Consider the following 19,492-nt stretch of genomic DNA (forward strand, 5'->3'; position numbering starts at 1 on the left):
TGGGTTTCGATGGCGGTATTGAGCATCATCTTTTTGCATTCGCTGAACAGCGCCACGGCGAAATCGGTCTGCAGGCTCATTTCGCCGCCGCCGATGGTTACGCCGCCGCCGGAAGCGATGTAGAAGTCATAATCTTGCATGATGATCTCCATCAGCTCGCCGACGGTGACATCTTTGCCCATAATATCCAGCGCGTTCTGAGTACAGATTTCTTCGCACTTGCGGCAGCCGATACAGTCTTTGTTGCGGTTGACGAAGTGCTTCATTTCGCCGTTCTCTTCCGCGCGATAGTGAATACCCGCCGGGCAGACGTTGACGCAGTCGCCGCAGTTAATGCATTTGTCGTGCGAGAACATCACCTGGAACTGGCTATTCAACCCCTCCGGGTTCGCGCACCATGGGCAGCGTATATTGCAGCCTTTGAAAAAAACCAGCGTGCGAATCCCGTCGCCGTCGTAGATCGAATATTTCTGAATATTGAAGATTCGGCCGGTTAATTCTTGTTTTGCGCTCACACATACCTCCAGTAAAACGATCGGGACATCCGTGTCCAAAAACGTCCGTGTCTTTATCAGAACTTCTCAATCACCGTACGGCTGATAATTTCGTCCTGTACTTCTTTGCACAGCTCAACGAAGTAGGCGCTGTAGCCGGCGACGCGGACGATCAGGTCGCGATATTTTTCCGGTTCCTGCTGGGCTTTTTTCAGTACTTCGTTATCGACGTAGCTAAACTGCATCTGGCCGTTGCCGAGAATCGACGCCGTGCGCAGCAGGGTAATCAGACCATGGCGCCCCTCAGGCGTGTCCAGCAACCCTTTGAGGAACTTGAAGTTATGCACCATGCCGATATTCATGGTCTCCACGTTCATCTTGCTCACCGACTTGATGATAGCGGTTGGACCCTGCTTATCTGCCCCCTGCGTCGGGCTGATACCGTCGGAGAGCGGCATCCACGCCAGACGGCCGTTCGGCGTGGCGTTGGTCAGCTCGCCAATCGGCGTGTTGTTAGAGATAGAGAGAGTGCCGTGGCTCAGCGTGGAGTAGAGCATTTTGTACTTGCGGCACTCGCGCTCGGTCCACTCAGTGATATCCAGCGCATACTGGTCAACGTAGTTATCGTCGTTACCGTATTTCGGCGCGTTCAGGCAGTCGCGGCGTAGGGCCTCAAAGCCTTCAAAGTTCGCCAGCATTGCGTCGCGTATCTGCTCGAGGGTGTATTTCTTATCTTCGAACACCAGCTTACGAATCGCCGCCATTGAATCGACATAGGTCGCCAGACCGGAGAAGATCAGCCCCGGTCCATGGTTGATCATCGCGCCGCCGGCGGCGACGTCTTTGCCGCTCTCCATGCAGCCTTCCACCAGCAGCGACATCAACGGTTTCGGCGCCACGTCACGGTGCACGCGCTGGCTGATCACCGTGCCAATCGCCGACAGACGTACGATATGGGCAATCTGTTTTTTCACCGCCGCGTCAAACGCTTCGAAGGTGTGCAGATCGCGCAGATCGCCGGTATCCAGCCCCTGGTAGCTGTCAAACAGCACCATCCGGCCGCGGTTTAAGACGAACTCAATGGCAATCGGCCACTGGGTGTAGCCGGTGGAGGTCCACTGATAGATGCGGCCGGATTTCTGCGGTTCGACGCAGCCCATCAAGCAGTAGTCACGGGCGTCTTCGAAATCGAAGCCCTTACGCAGCATCATCTTGATATGGGAGTCATCGAAGTGGCAGGCCGGGAAGCCCATTCCCGCTTTCACCACATCGACGATTTTTTCCATATACTTCTGCGGCGACTGGTTGTGAATACGGCAGGCCAGCGACGGTTGGTAAACTTTCACAAAGCGTACGGCGTCCATAATCAGATAGGTCAGATCGTTACAGGCGTCGCCGCCGGAGCGCTTCTGACCGCCGACGGTCAGATTGATAAACGGCTGATAACCGGCGAAGTATTTCGCCCCCAGCTCGCTGGACATCCACATCAGCTCGGCGCACTTGATGATAAACGCCTGCAGCAGCTCCAGGGCGGCTTCGTGAGTCAGGCGGCCTTCGCGAATATCGGCTTCGAACATCGGGTAGCAGTACTGGTCCACGCGCCCCAGCGACAGGCCAGTCTGGTTCTCTTCGATTTCAAACAGCGATTCCACGGTCCAGATGCTTTGCAACGCTTCCTGCAGGGTTTTCGGTGGGTTCGCCGGGACGTTCTGGTTCACTTCGGCGATAGTCAGCAGTTCAGTGCGACGCTGGGCGTTTTGCTCAATAGCGGCCAGTTCACGGGCGCGCGCGGCGATGCGATGCGCGTAGTTAATCACCCCTTCGCAGGTTTCAATCGCCGCCTTGTAGTAGTAAATACGGTCGATATCTTGCGGGTTTTCCATGCTCAGGCTGGCAAGGTGCGCCTCGGCGTCGGCTTTAATGCCGTTCATCCCTTTGGTAAACAGCAGCACGTCGTAGCCCGGGCAGGTGTCGCCGCCGCCGTTGATCTGGTGGTAGGAGAGGTCGCTGACGAAGGTTTCGCCGCTGAACGCCCACACGCCCGCTTCGCGGTACTGGGCTTCACAGATCTCATCCAGCGAGCGGCCTTCCCAGAACGGCACGATCTCTTCGCGGATGGTTTGCTTATCTTCTTCGCTGATCTCAAACGGATCCTGTGGACGGGTGCTCATGGTATCGAGCTCGTCGCGCACCCAGCGCCAGGCGATATCGGGCGAGAAGGCCCCTGCACGTGGCTTACCGCACGGATGGCCGACGATCAGTTCATCGTCCTGAATCAGAATCGGCGCGGTTTCACAGGCGTGGCGGAAGGCCTTGGCGCGCAGCAGAATTGTCGGCATACCCGGATTCGCTTTCACGACTTCGGTAAAGGCCAGCGCGCGGTAGATAGAGACGCTCGGGCGCACCGTCAGGTAGTGGTCGCGCAGGCGCTGCATGCGCGGGGTCAGCCCTTCTGCCGGGGGCGTTTCGCTACAGGCGGCAAACGGCATGGCGGAGACCTTTTGTTCGCCACGGAACAGACGTACCGGTAGATTGAGCGCGCTCAGGTTTTGCTGCGCGCTGAGGAACATGGCGGAGAGTTCGTTAATACGCGCGTTCTCAAGGCTGGCTCCGTGCAGCAGGGCGTCAAACATCGGATAACCATCGACAGCGTAGGTAGCGCGGACTTCGCTCAGCTGTGCCAGCTTGAACCACAGGCACTCAACGATGTCATAGGCCTGTTGCGGCGTCAGGGTGCCGTTGGCGATGTCGCACTGATACCACGGCAGCAGAGCCTTATCAGCACCTTCCGGGTTTACCGCGTAGCTGCCGTTGTCCAACTGCAGCGCCAGCTGAAACAGATAAAATGCCTGGCAGGCCTCTTTGAAGTTACGTGCCGGGTGGGCCGGAACGTGATGCAGAATCGCCGCGCTCTCCCGCAGTTCGGCCTGGCGGTGCGGGTTGGTTTCTGCCGCCGCGAGCGTTTCGGCGCTGGTGGCCAGATTCTGTGCCAGGGCGAGGAGGGCGTCGCAGGCGTAAATGGCGGCTCGGCAGCCGTTGACTTCATCCATACCACTGCGGCTGACGGCACTACCCAGGCTGCGGGTTTTCTCTTCCAACTGGTGTTTAAGCGCCAGCACGCCTTTCTCGACGATCAGTCGGTAATCCGGGGAGTCCAGCTCGTTGCTGAGATTCAGAAAGCGGAACGCCGATGGACGATGCGCGGCGCTGTCATCGTGAAAGATTGCCCCGTGTGGTTTGCGGGTCTGGTCACCGACAATGAGCTCATCGGGGCTGATGCACAGCGGTAGCTGGCGCATCAGTTCATAGAAACGGCGCGCCGGTTTGACGGCGGTGGGAATGCCCGCGATATCGCCATCAAGGGCGTTCAACGTGGCGGCATGTTCGCTGCACAGGGTGCTTTTTTGTGAGAGTAAACGTTTAGCCAGCACGTTGACGCGCGGCGTTAAGCTGTAGTGTGCCATGTAGTATTCTCCAGATGTTCTTTTTCCGCGGCTGAGAGCAACCCTGCGGTGAGTCCTGTGTCTGTGTTTCTGCCGGGTGGCGGCTCGGCCCACCATTCGGCCCCTTGTCGGCCCGCGTAAGTGCAGCCGGGCAATTACCGGCTGCCGCTCCAGGCGCGGCGATAAAGCTCGGTCAAAGCGTTGGTGTCCGGCGTGCGCGGGTTGGTTGGGGTACAGCTGTCGCGCAGCGCCTGGCCGACCATCTCCGGCAAACGACGCTCGAATTCAGGCGCTTCAATGCCGGTGTCGCGAATGCCGGTCGGCATGCTTATCTCTTCTTTTAAGGTCTGGATGGCGACCAGCAGGCTGGCGACGCCCTGGCGCGGCGTGGCGGCAGGGAGATCCAGCAGATGCGCCAGACGGGCATATTTCTGCGCAGCGTGGTTGTCGCACTGGCCATGGACGTCGGCGTTCCAGGCTACAACTTCCGCCATCAGCAGGGCGTTCGCGCGGCCGTGGGGGACGCGAAACACGCCGCCAAGCGCATGGGCCAGACTGTGGGTGATGCCGAGGGAGGCGTTGGTGAAGGCCATGCCCGACATGCAGGAGGCGTTGTGCATCTTTTCACGAGCCAGCAGATTGTCGCCGCTGCGCCAGCAGGTGGGCAGATAGCGGAAAACCTGCTGCACGACTTTTTCAGCCAGCGCATCGGAAAAGTCGCTGGCGGCGCGGGATACATAGGCCTCCAGCGCATGACACAGCACGTCCATTCCGGTATCGGCAGTGATCGCCGGCGGTACCGAGGCCACCAGCGCCGGGTCGAGAATGGCGATATCCGGCAGCAGCGTCGGATCCACCAGCACCAGTTTTTCGGCATGCGCCTTGACCACCGAAAAGGCGGTCACTTCGGAACCGGTACCGCTGGTGGTCGGGATCGCCACGAAGCAGGGACGCGGGCGCCCGGCCTGTGGACGGGTCTGCGCCAGGGCGAAAATAACCGCTTTGGCCGCGTCAATGACCGAGCCGCCGCCCAGCGCCACCACCAGATCCGGATAGCAGGCATCCATCACCTTCATCCCGCGTACGATAGTGGCGATATCCGGATCCGCCACCACGTCATCCCAGACCTGGAAGGCGATCCCGTGCTGGCGCCACGGGCCAGTAACCCGTTCGGCGAGACCAAATTTGACCATCGCCTTGTCGGTCACCAGCAGGACGTTACGGGCGGGAAGCTCGCCCAGAACCGCTAGCGCGTCCTGACCAAAGCGGATCCGGGGTTTCAGCAAAAATTCACTCATTGGGTTATTCACTCCTTAAGCGTCCCGAAACACGTTCTCAACAATGGCGACCACCGACATGGCTTTGTAGCGCTCGGCGTTGAGCGCGAAATACTCTTCAGCCAGGACGATGTCGTGCATGCCGGCGCCGACGCTATCGACGGCGACCCAGGTCTGGTCCTTCATGGGGTGCTGGTTATCGTCCAGTTTGACGATCAGCAGCAGGTTACTGCCGCGTAGCTCAGCGCATTTCTGCGTGGCGACGACATGTCCGACTACCTTTGCGAGAATCATCGTTTTTATCGCCTTATTTCAATGCATTACTGGCCTAAGCGCTCAATCACCTGGCGGATGATGCGTTCCACATTTTGCTCGTTGAGCTCGCCTTCCGCTTCGGCGGCGACCGCAAAGCGGTTATCTGCTCCAGCGCCGCCGCTGGCGGGGACGCTGGAAGCGGAGCCTGGCGCGGTGAAGCGCACGTCCTCAAGAATGCTGCGCTGCGGGTTATCTGCGGGCGTGACAATGGTCGGCTGCGGTTCAGGGCGACTGCCCGGGGTACGCAGCTGATCAATAGAACGTACGCCGTAGCCAACCCGGCGGATGTTGAGCAGGTTCATTGGGCCGACGTTATCGGAGCTGGAACCGCCGCCAACCGCGCCGCAACCGAGCGTCAGCGCCGGGGTAATATTAGTGGTTGCGCCGATGCCGCCCAGCGCCGCCGGAGTGTTAATCAAAATGCGGTTAACCGGTTTTTCGAGGCAAAACTGGCGAATGACATCCTGATTACGGGTATGGATCACCAGCGTATGGCCGAGGCCTTCGTTAGTCAGCAGCTCCATCACACGATGGCAGGCGGCTTTCCAGTCCTCCTCGACATACAGGCCGAGCACCGGGCACAGTTTTTCGCGGGAGTAAGGGTTCTGGTGAGAGACGGTGGTTTGCTCGGCGATCAGCACTTTGGTGCTGGCCGGAACGCTGAAACCGGCAAGCTGGCTGAGATACAGCGCGGTTTTACCCACCACTTTCGGGTTGATGGTGCCGTTCGGGCGCAGCAGCAGAGCCGCCATTTTGGCCGCCTCACCTTCATTCATGAAGTAGGCGCCCTGGGCTTCGAGTTCACGATGCACATCGTTATAAATGCAGCGTTCGACGATGATTGACTGCTCGGAGGCGCAGATCACGCCATTATCGAAGGTTTTGCTGGTGATAATATCTTTCACCGCGTGATGAATATCGGCGCTGCGCTCGATAAAGGCCGGTCCGTTTCCCGGGCCGCCGCTAATGGTCGGCGTGCCGGAAGCGTAGGCTGCGCGAACCATACCTTCGCCGCCGGTCGCCAGAATCAGCGAGACGTCTTTGCTGTGCATCAGTTCTGAAGTGGCTTCGAGGGTCAGTTGTCTAATGGCATCGACGCTGCCCGCCGGTGCGCCTGCTGCTTCGGCGGCGCGCTTGACGATCTCAATCGCCTTCCAGCTACATTGACGCGCGCCCGGATGCGGGGAGAAGATAATCGCGTTACCGGCTTTCAGGGCAATCAGCGTTTTGTAGATCACGGTAGAGGTGGGATTGGTCGACGGGACCAGCGCACAAATCACGCCCAGCGGCACGCCCACGTCCATCACTTTTTTTAGCGGATCGTCATGAATGATGCCGACGGTCTTCATATCTTTGATGGCGTCGTAAACGCGCAGCGAAGCGAAACGGTTCTTTAGCACTTTATCCTGCCAGTTGCCAAATCCGGTCTCTTCCGCAGCCATTTTCGCCAGCGCTTCGGCGTGGTGCGCGGCTTCCTGGGCCACGTTTTTCACGATGGCGTCGATTTGTTGCTGCGAAAAGGTGGCCAGAATCGCCTGGGCCTTTTTGGCGCTACGCACCAGTTCCCGCGCGTTCTGGCGGGACTGCAAATCGTTATCCAGTTCAATCATGAGTCTATCCTTCATCAGACTAAAAGAGTGGCGACGGGGCGCGCCCTGTCAGGTCAGGCTTTATGCTGCGACGCGATTTTTTCGATATCGTTATGCGGACGCGCAATGACGCGAGAGGTCACTACTTCCCCGATGCGTTTTGCCGCTTCCACGCCGGAGTCAACGGCCGCATTGACCGCGCCGACGTCGCCTTTCACCATCGCGGTGACCAGCCCCGAGCCGACGTTTTCATAGCCAATCAGCTCGACGTTGGCGGCTTTACACATCGCATCGGCAGCTTCAATACAGGCCACCAGCCCTTTGGTTTCGATAAGCCCTAGCGCTTCTTTCATCATGTTGTCTCCCGTTATTCCGTCACTTTGTAATGTGCGACGATCTTGTTGATGTCGTTATGCGGACGGGCGATAACCAGCGAGGTCACCACTTCCCCAATGCGTTGCGCCGATTCCACACCGGAATCCACCGCCGCTTTCACTGCGCCGACGTCACCTTTCACCATTGCGGTGACGAGGCCGGAGCCAACGTTTTCATAGCCAATCAGCTCGACGTTGGCGGCTTTACACATCGCATCCGCCGCTTCGATACAAGCCACCAGCCCTTTGGTTTCAATCAGACCTAATGCATCACCCATTTGCGTTCTCCCGGCCTTAAGCCTTGTGTTTAATGACGATTTTGTTGATGTCGTTATGCGGACGGGCGATAACCAGCGAGGTCACCACTTCCCCAATGCGCTGCGCCGATTCCACACCGGAATCCACCGCCGCTTTCACTGCGCCGACATCGCCCTTCACCATGACGGTCACCAGCCCGGAGCCGATGTTTTCATAGCTAATGAGCTCGACGTTGGCGGATTTGCACATCGCATCCGCTGCTTCAATGCAGGCCACCAGGCCTTTGGTTTCAATAAGCCCCAATGCATCACCCATTGTGATCTCCTCCAGAACAGGTTTTATGATTCGGGAAAACCGTCCGCGTAACGGCGTCAACACGCGGCAGCGGCGTTCGAAATCCACTATAGGGAAATGAAGATGGAGTGAAATTTAAATCCGTGAGAGTTTTGTTTTTAGATTTTTACTCTGTAATTTAGTCTTTTATAGCCAATGATTTATCGGTTTGTGCTGGGTGGCCGTGCTGAATTTGGCGTTGCCGCGGGCGGTTTTTAGCGCGTTGAGACGCGCAGGGAGGAATGTTAACGGGGTGCTAATTTATTGCGGATACGGGGTAATATATCCATCTGTTAAGTGTGGGTTTTGTCATGTTTTTGGCCGCCAGATAAATGCAAAAAGTGCGGTTTCTCGGCGAGGGTGATACCTGGAAAGCGGGGGAATGGGGTTAATCGAACTGACTACCGGATTTCAGGGTGCAGACATAGAGCGGGGAGTTGATGGAACTCAGCAGAATCGCTTTCTCGTTAAGCTTCTGGGCGTTGAGAAACAGGCCATCGTGGCTGTCGGACATTTCACGCATAAAGTAGGCAAAAATAATGTCCGGGGACTCATCGATTGACGAGGCGCTGGATTCCCACTTGTTGATGCGGTAGTGGCGTTCGGTAGATGAGATGCGTTGGCTGGTCCAGTTAAACTTGACGTAGCGCTGCAGATAGAGCCAGCCAGCCGCAGAGTCGGTATAGCCCTCGACGACCATGGAGCCTTTGCCGTTGGCGGCAAAATTAAAATGAATATTGCCGTTGACGTTCTCTTTCTCCATGTTTTCAAAACGCATGATGGCTTTGGTCGAGCAACTCATCACCCCCTCTTTTTCAACGGGCAGCAGTTTCCAGGCGCTGACCCCGGCCGCGACGATAAATACCAGCGTAGAGAGGACGAAGAAGGGGCGAGGTGCGAGTCTCATTGCGGCTTCCATGAGTAGTAGAAATAGTTATCGCAGTAGCTGAACGGGTTATCTTCATGCATGGCGCAGTGGGCGAGGAACACCCGGCCCAGCCCGTTGGTTTCCAGCCTGTCGCCATAGAAGAAGACGAAGCGCTCGCCGGGTTTACACATTAGCTTCAGCCGCTGGCGTACCTCATCAAAATGCTTACCGTAGGCGGTGGCGGAGACCGAGCGCAGCATCTCGTCACTGGCCAGCAGTTCGCACTGGCTGTGGGTCATCTTCGTTAGGGTAATGGGACGGGATTCGCGGCCGCCGACGAAAGTAAATGCCAGCAGCAGCAGAGCGATGGCCAGCAGGCTGGCGCCGGCCATATACCAGCAACTACCCCGTGTATGCCCGGAGGGGGCGGGGGGCCCCTCGGTGATATCTTGCGGGGGCACGGACTCCTGCCCCGGCGCGACTTTCGTCTCGGGGGCGGGCGTTGCCTCCGGTAGGTCGTCAATGATGGCGATGGTTAATTCGGGGTTGAGCTGCAGCATGCCGCGCGACACCGTGACAATAATATTCTCGATATCGTAATGACGGAAGGTTTTGCGCAGCATGCTCAGATACTGGTTGAGGTTGCTGTTGGATGAGGTTAGCCCATTGTCGTCCCAGACTTTTTTCAGTACCTCATCGCGGCTGATAACATTGGTATGGCGCAGGAAATAGTAGAGCAGCGCGCTGGCGGTGATAGACAGCTGGCTGTCCGGTTCGCTGCTTCCCGGTAGGGTGAGTGTGCCGTCCGTTGCATCATAAATGAGACGGGCATTGATGTTGTAGCGCATCGCGGCCTCAATCTAAGAGCCTACATGAGGCTATTTTATTTGTCAGTCTGGTCCTGGGAGTTCATGTTATATCCGGGGGCTCCAGACGGCCTGCAACCATCCATTACGCCTGACCGGGCAGGCTTTTTCGGCATTATGCCGGAAGCGTCATCCGCGTCAGATCGCGCACCAGCGATTGCCGGTGGTCGGCGCTCATGGTGCGCCCCTCCGTCAGTTCCGACAGCCAGATACCGTCCGCGGCATAGCGCACCAGGGTGCCGGTGTGGCTATTATCCAGCGCATCGCCCTGTGCCAGATGCCCCAACATCCAGTCTCGCCAGCATTTTCTCAGTACCGGCTCATCCGGCATCGCCAGGGACAACACCATCAGTTGGCGGCTTTCGTGGGTATCCGTCAGGTCAGAGAGATAGTGCAGGTAGGCGCGGGTAAAACGGCCATAAGAGACATTATCGGCCGCCATCAGTCCCGAAATAGCCTCTTCCATAATCGCCAGCAGACGGGCGAATAGCGCAAAAATGAGCGCCTGCTTGCTGGGGAAATGGTGCAGCAATCCACCTTTACTGACGCCTGCCTCACGCGCGACGGCATTCAACGAGAGCGACGCGATGCCATCCCGTCCGGCAATCATTGCCGCCGACTCCAGCAACTGTTGATGCAGGCGTGCAGGATCTTTTTTGCGGTGCTGGGCTTCTGTATTCATGGCCCGAATCATACCGACCAGACGGTATGATTATTCTTGATCGCTATCAATGTGAGAGGGGGTGTACAGCGGTGGAATGTTGTTATTGCGCGGAGGCTCACAGTTCACCTTATGAATTGTGGTGATATTCGCCGAGCCGCGAATATCACCCACCGAGATTCACATCGGCTTCACGTGGATAGCGAGGCCGTTTTCGCCTGGCGCCAGCTCCGGGCGCAGGTTCAGAGAGGGGATCAGATAGTCGCCGTAGTTCTGACGACGGAAGGGAATGGGCGGCGTTTCAGAGAGAGTATCCAGTCGCCGGGCCAGCGCATCGCGCAGCGCGGCGAAGCGCTGTGCATCGAGTTTGTCGGTGCGGTAGAACACCACCGGCGGCAGGACGTCAAAGCCGGGATAGAACAGCATCCCGTGCTGAATGGGGAACAGGATATCGTCGATAGACCCGTTAATTCCGCGCGGCGCGTAGTGTTCCGCCCATCCGCCGGCGGTAACGATCAGCATCGCCCGTTTCCCCGCGAACGTACCTTCGCCGTAGCGATCGCCCCAGTGGGTTTCGCTGTGCTCGCCGACGCCGTAGGCAAACCCGTAAGCGTAGACCCGGTCAATCCAGCCCTTCATGATGGCGGGCAGCGAAAACCACCACAGCGGGAACTGAAAAATCACCGTATCGGCCCACAGCAGCTTCTCTTGTTCGCCCATGATATCCGCGCTTTGCGTGTCGTTAGCGAAGGCATACTGCGAATCCCGCGTTGCCCGCCAGCTTTCACCGACCGGCGGGGCGCTGCTGTCATCGGCATCAAATCCCGCCTTCCAGCGCATGGCGTAGAGATCGGACACCTGCACGTCATGACCGGCGTTTTGCAGATGCTGCACGGCAAAATCTTTCAGCGCGCCGTTAAGCGAACGCGGTTCCGGATGGGCGTAAACCAGTAATATTTTCATTGAAATCACCTCTGAGCAATGGAGAGCTGCAGAGTAGAGTCGACGATGCTATAGTAGAAATGAATTGCTTCAATGACAGGTATAGTAATGATTAATCTCCAGGGGCTGGATCTCAATTTGCTGCGCACGCTGAACGTCCTGCTCAGCGAAAATAACGTCACCCGCGCGGCGAAGCGCCTCAACCTGTCGCAGCCTTCGGTCAGCGTGCAGTTGGCAAGACTACGGGAGATTTTCGCCGACCCGCTGCTGCTACCGGGGCCGCGCGGAATGCAGCCCACCGCCCGCGCTGATGAACTGCGCGGGCCGCTGCGCGATGCGCTGCTGGCGCTGGAGCTGGCGGTAGCGCCGGTTCAGCCCTTCGACCCGGCCACGGCGGCGCAGACCTGGCGGGTGGCGGCGACGGACTATATGGCGTCGGCGATTTTGCTGCCGGTACTCAATACCCTGCGCATCGCCTCTCCAGCCAGCCGCCTGGCGCTGTTTGAGCTACAGCCCGCGCGGCTGGTTCAGCAGGCGGATCGTGATGAGGTCGATCTGTTTTTTCACACGCGCGACGGCGCGCCACTCGGGCTGCATCAGCGTTTGCTGTTCCGCGAACGCTACGTGCTGGCGGGTAGAGCGGGGCACCCGGCGCTGCGGTCGGCGTTAAGCCTGGCGCAGTTCTGCCAGCTGGAGCAGGTGATTGTCTCGCCTGATGGCGGAGGATTCAGCGCCGCGACCGATAGCGCGCTGGCAAATCTCGGGCTGGCGCGGCGGGTTGTCCTTTCCGTGCCACATTTCCTGTTTATGCTGGAGACGCTGCGCAATAGCGAGCTGGTGGCGGTGCTGCCGGAGCGGCTGGTGCGCGGAGCTGAGGGGCTGATGGTGGTTGAACCGCCGCTGGCGGTCGCCGGGTTTGAGATGCTGATGCTGTGGCACGAGCGCTGGCACCGCGACCCGGCGCACCGGTGGCTGCGTCAGCAAATCGTGATGTCATTAGAGGAGGAGCCATGTTAAGCGGATTAAACCATCTGACCCTGGCGGTCAGCCAGCTGGTGCCGAGCGTGGCGTTTTATCAGCAGCTTCCGGGGATGACGCTGCACGCCCGCTGGGATAACGGCGCATATTTTTCCTGCGGCGACCTCTGGCTGTGCCTGTCGCTGGACCCGCAGCGGCGCGTCATTTCGCCGGAGGAGAGCGACTACACCCACTACGCGTTCAGCATTGCGGAAGAGGATTTCGCGCTTGTTGTCGGGCGTCTGAATGCGGCTGGCGTTCCTGTTTGGAAAACCAACAAAAGCGAAGGCGCGTCGCACTATTTCCTCGACCCGGACGGCCACAAGCTGGAGCTGCATGTCGGCAGTCTCGCCCAGCGCCTGGCGGCGTGCCGGGCGAAGCCCTATAAAGGTATGGTGTTTTTTGGCGAGGACGAACAGACGGCCGGGAACCCGTAGCCCGGCTAAGCGCAGCTCCGCCGGGAAAACAGTCTGAAGCGGCATTGCGCGCGGTTTCCCGGAGGCGGCGCTTGACGCGCCTTGTCCGGGCTACCGGCCCGCAGACGGCTGGGTAACCTGTAGCCCGGCTAAGCACAGCGCGAGCTGGGGGCATCCTTTACAATTCCTGCTTTAAAAATGTGAAGTTTTTTCCAATGTTGAGAGTATTATCCTTGGATAATTGTCTATACTTTTTTGTATATACAATCAGGATGAATATGATGCCAATGGAGTTTGAATGGGATGCGAACAAGGCAATAAGTAATCTAAGAAAACATGGAATCCGGTTTGAAGAAGCGGTGCTCGTCTTTGACGATCCCCGGCATCTTTCCCGACAGGATCGTTATGAGAATGGTGAATATCGCTGGCAAACTATCGGCCTCGTTCATGGGATCATTGTTATCATGGTTGCGCATTCGGTCCGTTTTGAAAGTGGAACAGAGGTCATTCGTATTATCAGCGCCCGGAAGGCGGACAGCAAAGAGAGAAATCGTTATGAACATGGTTAAACATAAACGTGACAATCCGGATACGCTTACGGCTAAGCGAGACGATGAGCTTAAAGCGCTGGCCAACAAAACGGATGATGAAATCGATTATAGCGATATTCCCGCCACAGACGACGCACAGTGGTCAGATGCCGTACGCGGTAAATTTTACCGACCGCTAAAAACTCAGGCTTCTGTCCGTATTGATGCCGATATTATGGAGTGGCTTAAACGTCCCGGGAAAGGTTATCAAACGCGACTGAATGCGATCTTAAGAGAAGCGATGATTCGCGATCTTAACAAGAAATAGCCTGCCTCATGATTACCCCGGAGGGGGCGCTTGACGCGCCTTGTCCGGGCGACCGGCCCGCAGACGGTGGGGAACCGGTAGCCCCGGTCAGCGCAGCGCCGCCGGGGAATTTAGCTTAGGCCAGCTTACGTTTCTGCCCGGCGATCGCGCCGATTAACGCCTGCACCTGCTTCTGCTTGCGCGCCGACAGCTTATGCAGCTGGCGCAGAGACTCTACCAGTTCCGGCTCCGGCTGCTTCGCGGTAATCACGATACAGCCTTCCATTACTTTGATATCGATTTTGGCGCCGGTGGCAAAACCGGCAGCTTCCAGCCACTGGCCTTTCATGATAATCGCCGGGATACGCTGGCGATCTTCAAAGCGGCTCGCGTAACTGACGGTGCCTTTACGGTTATTTTCCGGGGAGACTTCTGGATCGGTGAATTCTGCAATAGAATGCGGGGTAGTCATGATGGCTATTCTCCTGAAATAGTGATTGTGATTAGCAAGGCGCTCGTGTTGCAGCACGGGCGTCTTGCGAAAAATACCTGTACATATCATCAGGGAATAGACGGAAAGTCCAGCTGAAAATGAATGAAAATAACGGTGTGGATGCGGGGATGGATTATTTCTGGTGATGAGAGTAAAGCGGCTATTTAGCCGCTTTATTGGTTTATGAAGGGTGGTTAATTTATGGCGGCGTCGGTGAGGGCGTCTGCCAGGTGGAGCTGGGTTTGTTGAGCGGATTGGATAGATATTTTTAAGTTATCACAAATAAAGATATATTCTCTTATTTTTGACAAAATCAAGTTTTGTTGATTAAGAGGTGGTAATGGAATTGTTATACCTCTGATCTTACCTACACTGAGATTATATAGACCGCTGGTGGTAACAGCGAGCCGTTGCATTTCTTTAATACCAGATGGAGAGTTAAGATATAATGCAATAAATTCTTGATATCCTTCTATTATTCCTCGGACTCTTATCAAATGATTTTGATAAACACATTTTTCTATTGGAGCCTGCCAAATAGCACAACGACCAATTTCATCAGCACTACCATTACCTTCAACAATTAGAATATCATTTTTTTCTAACGACCAAAAAGTTAACTCATGAGGTTCTAGTTCGAATCTCTCAAGCTCATCAATATTAATATCACCTCTTTGGACATTAGCAACCCGTAAATAAGGAAAATGGTTCTTAACAGGTCGTCTTTTGGGTTGTTTTTGTATTCCGCCGGAAACAAACGTTAAGTCATCAATACAGCACCATTCCCACCCATTTGGCAGTTCAAACGGTTTTTCCTCATCACTAATCGGCGGCAACGGTTTTTGCTTTTTCATTTTCCTGTCTTTCACCAGTTGCGCTTTCTCCTGCGCAATACGTTTGAGCAGTTCAGAGGCCGGTTCATCGTTGGGATCCTGCGGTACCAGTTTGCCCATTACCGCCAGTTGCAGAATGGTCTGTTTTAAGGCGTCAATGCTGGCTTCGGTGGTAAACAGCGTGTCGAAATGTTCGCTGATACGCGCCCAGTTTTCGGTCAGTTCATCGGCGTTCTGGCTGTCGGTTAGCGTGGTTAGCAGGGTTTCAACCAGCTGTTGGTGGGCGTCCAGACTGGTCAGGGAGTGCTGCTCCAGTTGGTCGCAGAGGGACATTAGCTCTTCGACCTTAGTTACTATTCGGATTTGTTCACATAAAGGTGGTAGAGAAAATAATTTCTCATTTAACATTTTATAATGTCTAGAATACCCCCTTGATTCAATTTTAAAAGACTTAAGCTGCCAGTAAAAATATTTTTCGTTAATAATGACGGGGGAAAGTATTTTCACACCATCAGCACCTACGATAAAATCAAAATCAATATATTTTATATTTCTGGTATGATCGCCAAATATTATAACGGGATTGTTAATATTAATTAATAGCTCTGAGTTGTTAGAGTAACCAGATATAAATTCAGCATTTTGTTCAATAACAGGGTGACGGCCTTCATCTATAATATCAGATGACTTAACTTTATGTGATGATTCTGACTGAGGGATGTATATTTGTGGTAATCTTACCCACTCCCACCCAATCAGCAGCTCAAACGGTTTCTCCTCCTCGCTAATCTCCGGCAGCGGCTTCTGCTTTTTAATTTTCCCCTGCTTCACCAGCTCGGCCTTTTCCGCCGCAATACGTTTCAGCAGCACCGACGCTGGCTCGTCGTTCGGATCCTGCGGCACCAGCTTGCCGCGCACCGCCAGCTCCAGAATCAGCTCGCGCAGCTTCTTGATGCCATACAGGTCAATCTTCCCCGAGCTGCCGCGCCCCGCCGTGGAGCGGGTTTGCAGCGCCGTGGTCCAGGTATCGATATGGTCGACAATCAGTTTTTCCACCGCCATCAGTTGGCCTCCTTACCGGAGAGCGCCGCGCCGAGGATATAGGCATCGCTGAACGCCTGCCTGACCACAAAGCCGCGCGGGTTCTTGTCGATAGGCGCGGTGAGGTTTTTCAGCGCCGGGAACAGGTCATCGTTGACGAACTCCAGCAGGGAATCACCGGTAATGCCCTCGGCGTTCGCCGCCCAGGTGCGCCACAGGTAGCGCTGCGGGATCGGGTACTGATAGTTATCCTGCTCCAGTTCCAGCGCCTCTTCCTGGGCGTCGAAGATTTTCAGAAACAGCAGCCAGGAGAGCTGGCCGAGGCGCTGCGCATCGCCGTCCACGCCGGCGTCTTTGCGCATAATGTCCTGTAAGGATTTGATAACCGAGCTGATTGACATGATGTGTTCCATGCTTCATTAACAATAAGGCCTTCTGCTACGCGGTGGCAGCAGAAGGCGCAAAAGGGGAATGGTTACGCGGAGCGGGGCGGTAATTGATAGATTTCGCTCTCCAGCTCGCTGATGGCCTGATTATACCCGTTACGGTCGCCGAATCCGCTTTTAATGATCTCCGGCAGCGTACCCATGCTGTCGAACGGCTTGAGCTTCAGCACCTGAATACTCTCTATTTCCTGCACGCCCGCGTCGGCGTATTTATCCAGCAGCGTGTTCAGCACCGCCTGCGCGGCGTCGGAGTATTTGGTGAAGTAGTTGCGCTTGCGCACGTTCTCCGCCCGCTCTTTGCGGGTTAACGGCGGCTGACCATACACCACGTGGCACAGCATGTCGAACGGGTCGAGCTCTTTACCGACCTCTTCCGCCAGCACTTCCCAGATAATCCCCTGCTGTTCCAGTTCCTTGATAATGGCTTCTTTGCGCCCGACGCCCTGCCATTTGCGGGTGAAATCATCCAGCGAGGCGTACTCTTTGAGCAGCGTTTTGCGGGTGTAATCTTTGAAGGATTCGGTGACCAGCTTGCCGTCGGCGTCGTAATACTGCACGCGCTGGGCAATGACGCCGACGGCCACGCCGTTGACGTGAAACTTGCGCACTTTGTTCTCGTCCTCTTCCGGCAGCGGGCCGACATCGCCGGAATCAGTGACGGTATACGGGGCGGGATCTTCATCGACACCGGTGATGTCGTCTTCGGTCTCTTCTTCGTGCTCGTCGAACTGCTCTTCAAAATCAGAATCCGGGTCGGCGATATCTTGCGGCGTGGTGTCCATCACTTTTTCCGGGATGCCGTCGAAGCGTTCGTCGGCGAACAGTTCGGTGGCCTTTTTGAAGTCGAGGATGGTGAACCATAGCTTGCCGTAGCGTTCATCGATGCGGGTGCCGCGGCCGATGATCTGCTTGAATTTGGTCATCGACTGAATATTTTGGTCCAGCACCACCAGTTTGCAGGTTTTGGCGTCGACGCCGGTGGTCATCAGCTCGGAGGTGGTGGCGATAACCGGATAGGCTTTTTTGGGGTTAATAAAGTTATCCAGCTGGGCTTTACCGATGTCGTCATCGCCGGTGATTTTCATCACGTACTTATCGTTCTTTTTGACCTGTTCCGGGTTGAGATTGACCAGTGCGCGGCGCATGCGCTCCGCGTGATCGATGTCGTTACAGAAGATGATGGTTTTATCCATCGGGTTGGTGCGCTTGAGGTAATCGGTAATGGTTTTCGCTACCAGTTCGGTGCGCTCATCGATCACCATCGTGCGGTCAAAATCTTTCTGGTTGTAGATACGGTCGTCGATCAGCTCACCGTTTTTATCCGTCTGACCTTTGGTCGGGCGCCAGCCCTGGAGATCGACGTCGATGTCGACGCGCACCACTTTATAGGGAGCAAGGAAGCCGTCTTCGATACCTTCTTTCAGCGAGTAGATATACACGGGGTCGCCGAAGTAATCGGTGCTGGAGACTTCATGAGTCTCTTTCGGCGTGGCGGTTAAGCCAACTTGCGTGGCGGCTCTGAAATAGTCGAGGATTTCGCGCCACGCGCTGTCTTCCGAAGCGCTGCCGCGATGACATTCGTCGATCACAATCAGGTCAAAGAAATCCGGCGCTACCTGTTTAAAGGCTTTTTGTTCTTCTTCCGGGCCGGTGATGGCCTGGTACAGCGCGAGGTGGATTTCAAAGGCCGGGTCGATGGTGCGCCCGGTGACCTTGGTCATCGCCGTGCCAAACGGCAGGAAGTCGTTGTTTTTGGTCTGATCGACCAGAATATTGCGATCGGCGAGGAACAGGATCCGCTTCTTACTTTTCGCTTTCCATAAGCGCCAGATAATCTGGAAGGTGGTATAGGTTTTGCCGGTGCCGGTTGCCATCACCAGCAGAACGCGGTTCTGCCCGGCGGAAACGGCTTCAATCGTTTTATTGATAGCCTGTAGCTGGTAATAACGCGGCGTTTTGCCGCTGCCGTCGTCGTAATAGTCCTGGGTAATTACCGGAAGTTGGGCTTCGGTGTAGCCTTTCCAGACGCAGAGCTTGTGCCAGAGTTCGGCTGGGGATGGAAATTCGTCGAGGGTAATACTTTTTTCGAGCAACTCGCCTTCGGCTGCCGTGGCATCGCGGAAAATAAAACCGTCGCCATTGGTGGCGAAGACGAAAGGAACGTCCAGTAGTCGCGCGTACTCGATGCCCTGCTGCATCCCTTTGCCGATTTCGTGTTTGTTGGCTTTGGCTTCAATGACCGCCAGTGGAATCCCCGGCTTGTGATACAGCACGATATCAGCGGATTTCACCGTTCTTCGCGCCGCGACTTTGCCGCGCACGATGACCTTACCGTCCCGGAGTTTGACCTCTTGTCTGATTTGCGTTGTGTTGTCCCAGCCAGCATCGAGGATGGCGGGCATAACGCGTTTGGTGATGATGTCTGCTTCCGTCAGGGTACTCAGGTTCAGGTCAGCCATAGTTCTCTCTTTACGTGAACAGGAACCTTCTGATTTTACATAATTATCAATTCTGGGAGAAGATATTTATACACTCATTCAGGTATAGGTTTTTATCGATTTTATTAATGTGTGAGGGATTTATTTTTAAATCATAAGATAATTCGCAGAATTCTTTCTTGTTCACCATTCCCCTTCCGTCTACTAATTTTATTTGATTAGCTGAATAATAAGAGATGCTAATTGATAAGAGAAGGATAATTGCACTGGATGGTTTTTTGTAATACATCGACAAGTAACGAAATGATGGAGCTATTAATAGTCTGAATGTAAGTGTAAGAACAAGCAATGCCAATATAAAACCTATCATTAGATCAATGTTGCCAGATGGTCTGTTAAAATCTCCAGTAAGGAAAATTCTGTTGATTGCTATGCAAAACAAGAAGAATGTTATTACATTAATAACCGCGTAGGTTTGAAGCACCTGAAAAAAATAAACACTATGACACACATTTTTTTTAAATCGAGTTGCTGTAGACATGCACAGCCAG

General features: G+C 55.4%; 19 protein-coding genes and 1 pseudogene. 4 read left to right on the plus strand and 16 right to left on the minus strand.

Annotated elements, in window-relative coordinates:
• The 12 genes from ACZAHD_RS05750 to ACZAHD_RS05805 form a co-directional block, all read right to left on the minus strand.
• Window positions 1-515, minus strand: a 515-nt coding sequence (locus ACZAHD_RS05750) for a glycyl-radical enzyme activating protein (protein WP_462455922.1), incomplete at its 3' end; no start/stop codon positions are given.
• 56 nt (window positions 516-571) lie between these two features.
• Window positions 572-3,958: a choline trimethylamine-lyase gene (gene cutC, locus ACZAHD_RS05755; protein ID WP_462455923.1), complete on the minus strand. Its 3,387-nt coding sequence runs from the start codon at window positions 3,956-3,958 to the stop codon at window positions 572-574.
• 134 nt (window positions 3,959-4,092) lie between these two features.
• A complete protein-coding gene (locus ACZAHD_RS05760; protein ID WP_462455924.1) occupies window positions 4,093-5,235 on the minus strand; it encodes a 1-propanol dehydrogenase PduQ in 1,143 nt (380 codons plus the stop codon).
• A gap of 15 nt (window positions 5,236-5,250) precedes the next feature.
• On the minus strand, window positions 5,251-5,508 hold the full coding sequence (locus ACZAHD_RS05765; RefSeq protein ID WP_462455925.1) for a EutN/CcmL family microcompartment protein: 258 nt from the start codon (window positions 5,506-5,508) through the stop codon (window positions 5,251-5,253).
• Between the two features lie 26 nt (window positions 5,509-5,534).
• Window positions 5,535-7,139 carry an acetaldehyde dehydrogenase (acetylating) gene (locus tag ACZAHD_RS05770; protein WP_462455926.1) on the minus strand — a complete coding sequence of 535 codons (1,605 nt, stop codon included), beginning with the start codon at window positions 7,137-7,139 and terminating at the stop codon, window positions 5,535-5,537.
• Between the two features lie 53 nt (window positions 7,140-7,192).
• Window positions 7,193-7,471 carry a BMC domain-containing protein gene (locus tag ACZAHD_RS05775; protein WP_015585230.1) on the minus strand — a complete coding sequence of 93 codons (279 nt, stop codon included), beginning with the start codon at window positions 7,469-7,471 and terminating at the stop codon, window positions 7,193-7,195.
• A gap of 14 nt (window positions 7,472-7,485) precedes the next feature.
• Window positions 7,486-7,770 (minus strand): BMC domain-containing protein, encoded by a 285-nt coding sequence (locus ACZAHD_RS05780; RefSeq protein WP_004857488.1) that lies wholly within the window; start codon window positions 7,768-7,770, stop codon window positions 7,486-7,488.
• A 16-nt stretch (window positions 7,771-7,786) separates the two neighbouring features.
• Window positions 7,787-8,065, minus strand: coding sequence for a BMC domain-containing protein (locus ACZAHD_RS05785; protein WP_010634659.1), 279 nt, complete (start codon window positions 8,063-8,065; stop codon window positions 7,787-7,789).
• A 406-nt stretch (window positions 8,066-8,471) separates the two neighbouring features.
• Window positions 8,472-8,990, minus strand: a complete 519-nt coding sequence (locus ACZAHD_RS05790; protein ID WP_462455927.1) for a FidL-like protein — start codon at window positions 8,988-8,990, stop codon at window positions 8,472-8,474.
• Window positions 8,987-9,799, minus strand: coding sequence for a winged helix-turn-helix domain-containing protein (locus tag ACZAHD_RS05795; protein WP_462455928.1), 813 nt, complete (start codon window positions 9,797-9,799; stop codon window positions 8,987-8,989). Before ACZAHD_RS05795 ends, ACZAHD_RS05790 begins: the two co-directional genes overlap by 4 nt.
• Window positions 9,800-9,932: 133 nt before the next feature.
• Window positions 9,933-10,511, minus strand: coding sequence for a TetR/AcrR family transcriptional regulator (locus ACZAHD_RS05800; RefSeq protein ID WP_462455929.1), 579 nt, complete (start codon window positions 10,509-10,511; stop codon window positions 9,933-9,935).
• 147 nt (window positions 10,512-10,658) lie between these two features.
• The gene (locus ACZAHD_RS05805; protein WP_462455930.1) at window positions 10,659-11,441 is read right to left on the minus strand and encodes an NAD(P)H-dependent oxidoreductase; all 783 of its coding nucleotides are present in this window, start codon (window positions 11,439-11,441) and stop codon (window positions 10,659-10,661) included.
• A gap of 87 nt (window positions 11,442-11,528) precedes the next feature.
• Here ACZAHD_RS05805 and ACZAHD_RS05810 point away from each other — a divergent pair, with 87 nt between their 5' ends.
• The 4 genes from ACZAHD_RS05810 (at window position 11,529) to ACZAHD_RS05825 (ending at window position 13,711) form a co-directional block, all read left to right on the plus strand.
• Window positions 11,529-12,437, plus strand: coding sequence for a LysR family transcriptional regulator (locus ACZAHD_RS05810; RefSeq protein WP_462455931.1), 909 nt, complete (start codon window positions 11,529-11,531; stop codon window positions 12,435-12,437).
• Window positions 12,431-12,874, plus strand: coding sequence for a FosA family fosfomycin resistance glutathione transferase (locus ACZAHD_RS05815; RefSeq protein WP_462455932.1), 444 nt, complete (start codon window positions 12,431-12,433; stop codon window positions 12,872-12,874). The genes ACZAHD_RS05810 and ACZAHD_RS05815 overlap by 7 nt, the downstream gene beginning before the upstream one ends.
• A gap of 260 nt (window positions 12,875-13,134) precedes the next feature.
• Window positions 13,135-13,422, plus strand: coding sequence for a BrnT family toxin (locus tag ACZAHD_RS05820; RefSeq protein ID WP_046878034.1), 288 nt, complete (start codon window positions 13,135-13,137; stop codon window positions 13,420-13,422).
• On the plus strand, window positions 13,409-13,711 hold the full coding sequence (locus ACZAHD_RS05825; protein WP_014227757.1) for a BrnA antitoxin family protein: 303 nt from the start codon (window positions 13,409-13,411) through the stop codon (window positions 13,709-13,711). The genes ACZAHD_RS05820 and ACZAHD_RS05825 overlap by 14 nt, the downstream gene beginning before the upstream one ends.
• A 115-nt stretch (window positions 13,712-13,826) precedes the next feature.
• On the opposite strand, the gene symE is transcribed toward ACZAHD_RS05825, so the two are convergent.
• The 4 genes and pseudogenes from symE to hsdR all read right to left on the minus strand — a co-directional run bounded on the left by symE (window position 13,827) and on the right by hsdR (window position 18,962).
• The gene (gene symE / locus ACZAHD_RS05830; protein WP_046878037.1) at window positions 13,827-14,162 is read right to left on the minus strand and encodes an endoribonuclease SymE; all 336 of its coding nucleotides are present in this window, start codon (window positions 14,160-14,162) and stop codon (window positions 13,827-13,829) included.
• Window positions 14,163-14,377: 215 nt separating this feature from the next.
• A complete protein-coding gene (locus ACZAHD_RS05835; RefSeq protein WP_462455933.1) occupies window positions 14,378-16,078 on the minus strand; it encodes a restriction endonuclease subunit S in 1,701 nt (566 codons plus the stop codon).
• Between the two features lie 38 nt (window positions 16,079-16,116).
• Window positions 16,117-16,458: pseudogene (locus ACZAHD_RS05840) on the minus strand (type I restriction-modification system subunit M N-terminal domain-containing protein); the annotation flags it as partial.
• A 74-nt stretch (window positions 16,459-16,532) separates the two neighbouring features.
• Window positions 16,533-18,962, minus strand: a complete 2,430-nt coding sequence (hsdR, locus tag ACZAHD_RS05845) for an EcoAI/FtnUII family type I restriction enzme subunit R (protein WP_462455934.1) — start codon at window positions 18,960-18,962, stop codon at window positions 16,533-16,535.
• Window positions 18,963-19,492 lie beyond the last annotated feature (530 nt).

It is taken from the genome of Raoultella sp. (genome assembly GCF_039594335.1).
Taxonomy (GTDB): domain Bacteria; phylum Pseudomonadota; class Gammaproteobacteria; order Enterobacterales; family Enterobacteriaceae; genus Klebsiella.

Excerpts from the sequence above, each read along its gene's own strand:
- cutC (WP_462455923.1), bottom strand. The coding sequence starts at position 3,958 with ATGGCACACTACAGCTTAACGCCGCGCGTCAACGTGCTGGCTAAACGT.
- ACZAHD_RS05760 (WP_462455924.1), bottom strand. The coding sequence starts at position 5,235 with ATGAGTGAATTTTTGCTGAAACCCCGGATCCGCTTTGGTCAGGACGCG.
- ACZAHD_RS05765 (WP_462455925.1), bottom strand. The coding sequence starts at position 5,508 with ATGATTCTCGCAAAGGTAGTCGGACATGTCGTCGCCACGCAGAAATGC.
- ACZAHD_RS05770 (WP_462455926.1), bottom strand. The coding sequence starts at position 7,139 with ATGATTGAACTGGATAACGATTTGCAGTCCCGCCAGAACGCGCGGGAA.
- ACZAHD_RS05775 (WP_015585230.1), bottom strand. The coding sequence starts at position 7,471 with ATGAAAGAAGCGCTAGGGCTTATCGAAACCAAAGGGCTGGTGGCCTGT.
- ACZAHD_RS05780 (WP_004857488.1), bottom strand. The coding sequence starts at position 7,770 with ATGGGTGATGCATTAGGTCTGATTGAAACCAAAGGGCTGGTGGCTTGT.
- ACZAHD_RS05785 (WP_010634659.1), bottom strand. The coding sequence starts at position 8,065 with ATGGGTGATGCATTGGGGCTTATTGAAACCAAAGGCCTGGTGGCCTGC.
- ACZAHD_RS05790 (WP_462455927.1), bottom strand. The coding sequence starts at position 8,990 with ATGAGACTCGCACCTCGCCCCTTCTTCGTCCTCTCTACGCTGGTATTT.
- ACZAHD_RS05795 (WP_462455928.1), bottom strand. The coding sequence starts at position 9,799 with ATGCGCTACAACATCAATGCCCGTCTCATTTATGATGCAACGGACGGC.
- ACZAHD_RS05800 (WP_462455929.1), bottom strand. The coding sequence starts at position 10,511 with ATGATTCGGGCCATGAATACAGAAGCCCAGCACCGCAAAAAAGATCCT.
- ACZAHD_RS05805 (WP_462455930.1), bottom strand. The coding sequence starts at position 11,441 with ATGAAAATATTACTGGTTTACGCCCATCCGGAACCGCGTTCGCTTAAC.
- ACZAHD_RS05810 (WP_462455931.1), top strand. The coding sequence starts at position 11,529 with ATGATTAATCTCCAGGGGCTGGATCTCAATTTGCTGCGCACGCTGAAC.
- ACZAHD_RS05815 (WP_462455932.1), top strand. The coding sequence starts at position 12,431 with ATGTTAAGCGGATTAAACCATCTGACCCTGGCGGTCAGCCAGCTGGTG.
- ACZAHD_RS05820 (WP_046878034.1), top strand. The coding sequence starts at position 13,135 with ATGCCAATGGAGTTTGAATGGGATGCGAACAAGGCAATAAGTAATCTA.
- ACZAHD_RS05825 (WP_014227757.1), top strand. The coding sequence starts at position 13,409 with ATGAACATGGTTAAACATAAACGTGACAATCCGGATACGCTTACGGCT.
- symE (WP_046878037.1), bottom strand. The coding sequence starts at position 14,162 with ATGACTACCCCGCATTCTATTGCAGAATTCACCGATCCAGAAGTCTCC.
- ACZAHD_RS05835 (WP_462455933.1), bottom strand. The coding sequence starts at position 16,078 with ATGGCGGTGGAAAAACTGATTGTCGACCATATCGATACCTGGACCACG.
- hsdR (WP_462455934.1), bottom strand. The coding sequence starts at position 18,962 with ATGGCTGACCTGAACCTGAGTACCCTGACGGAAGCAGACATCATCACC.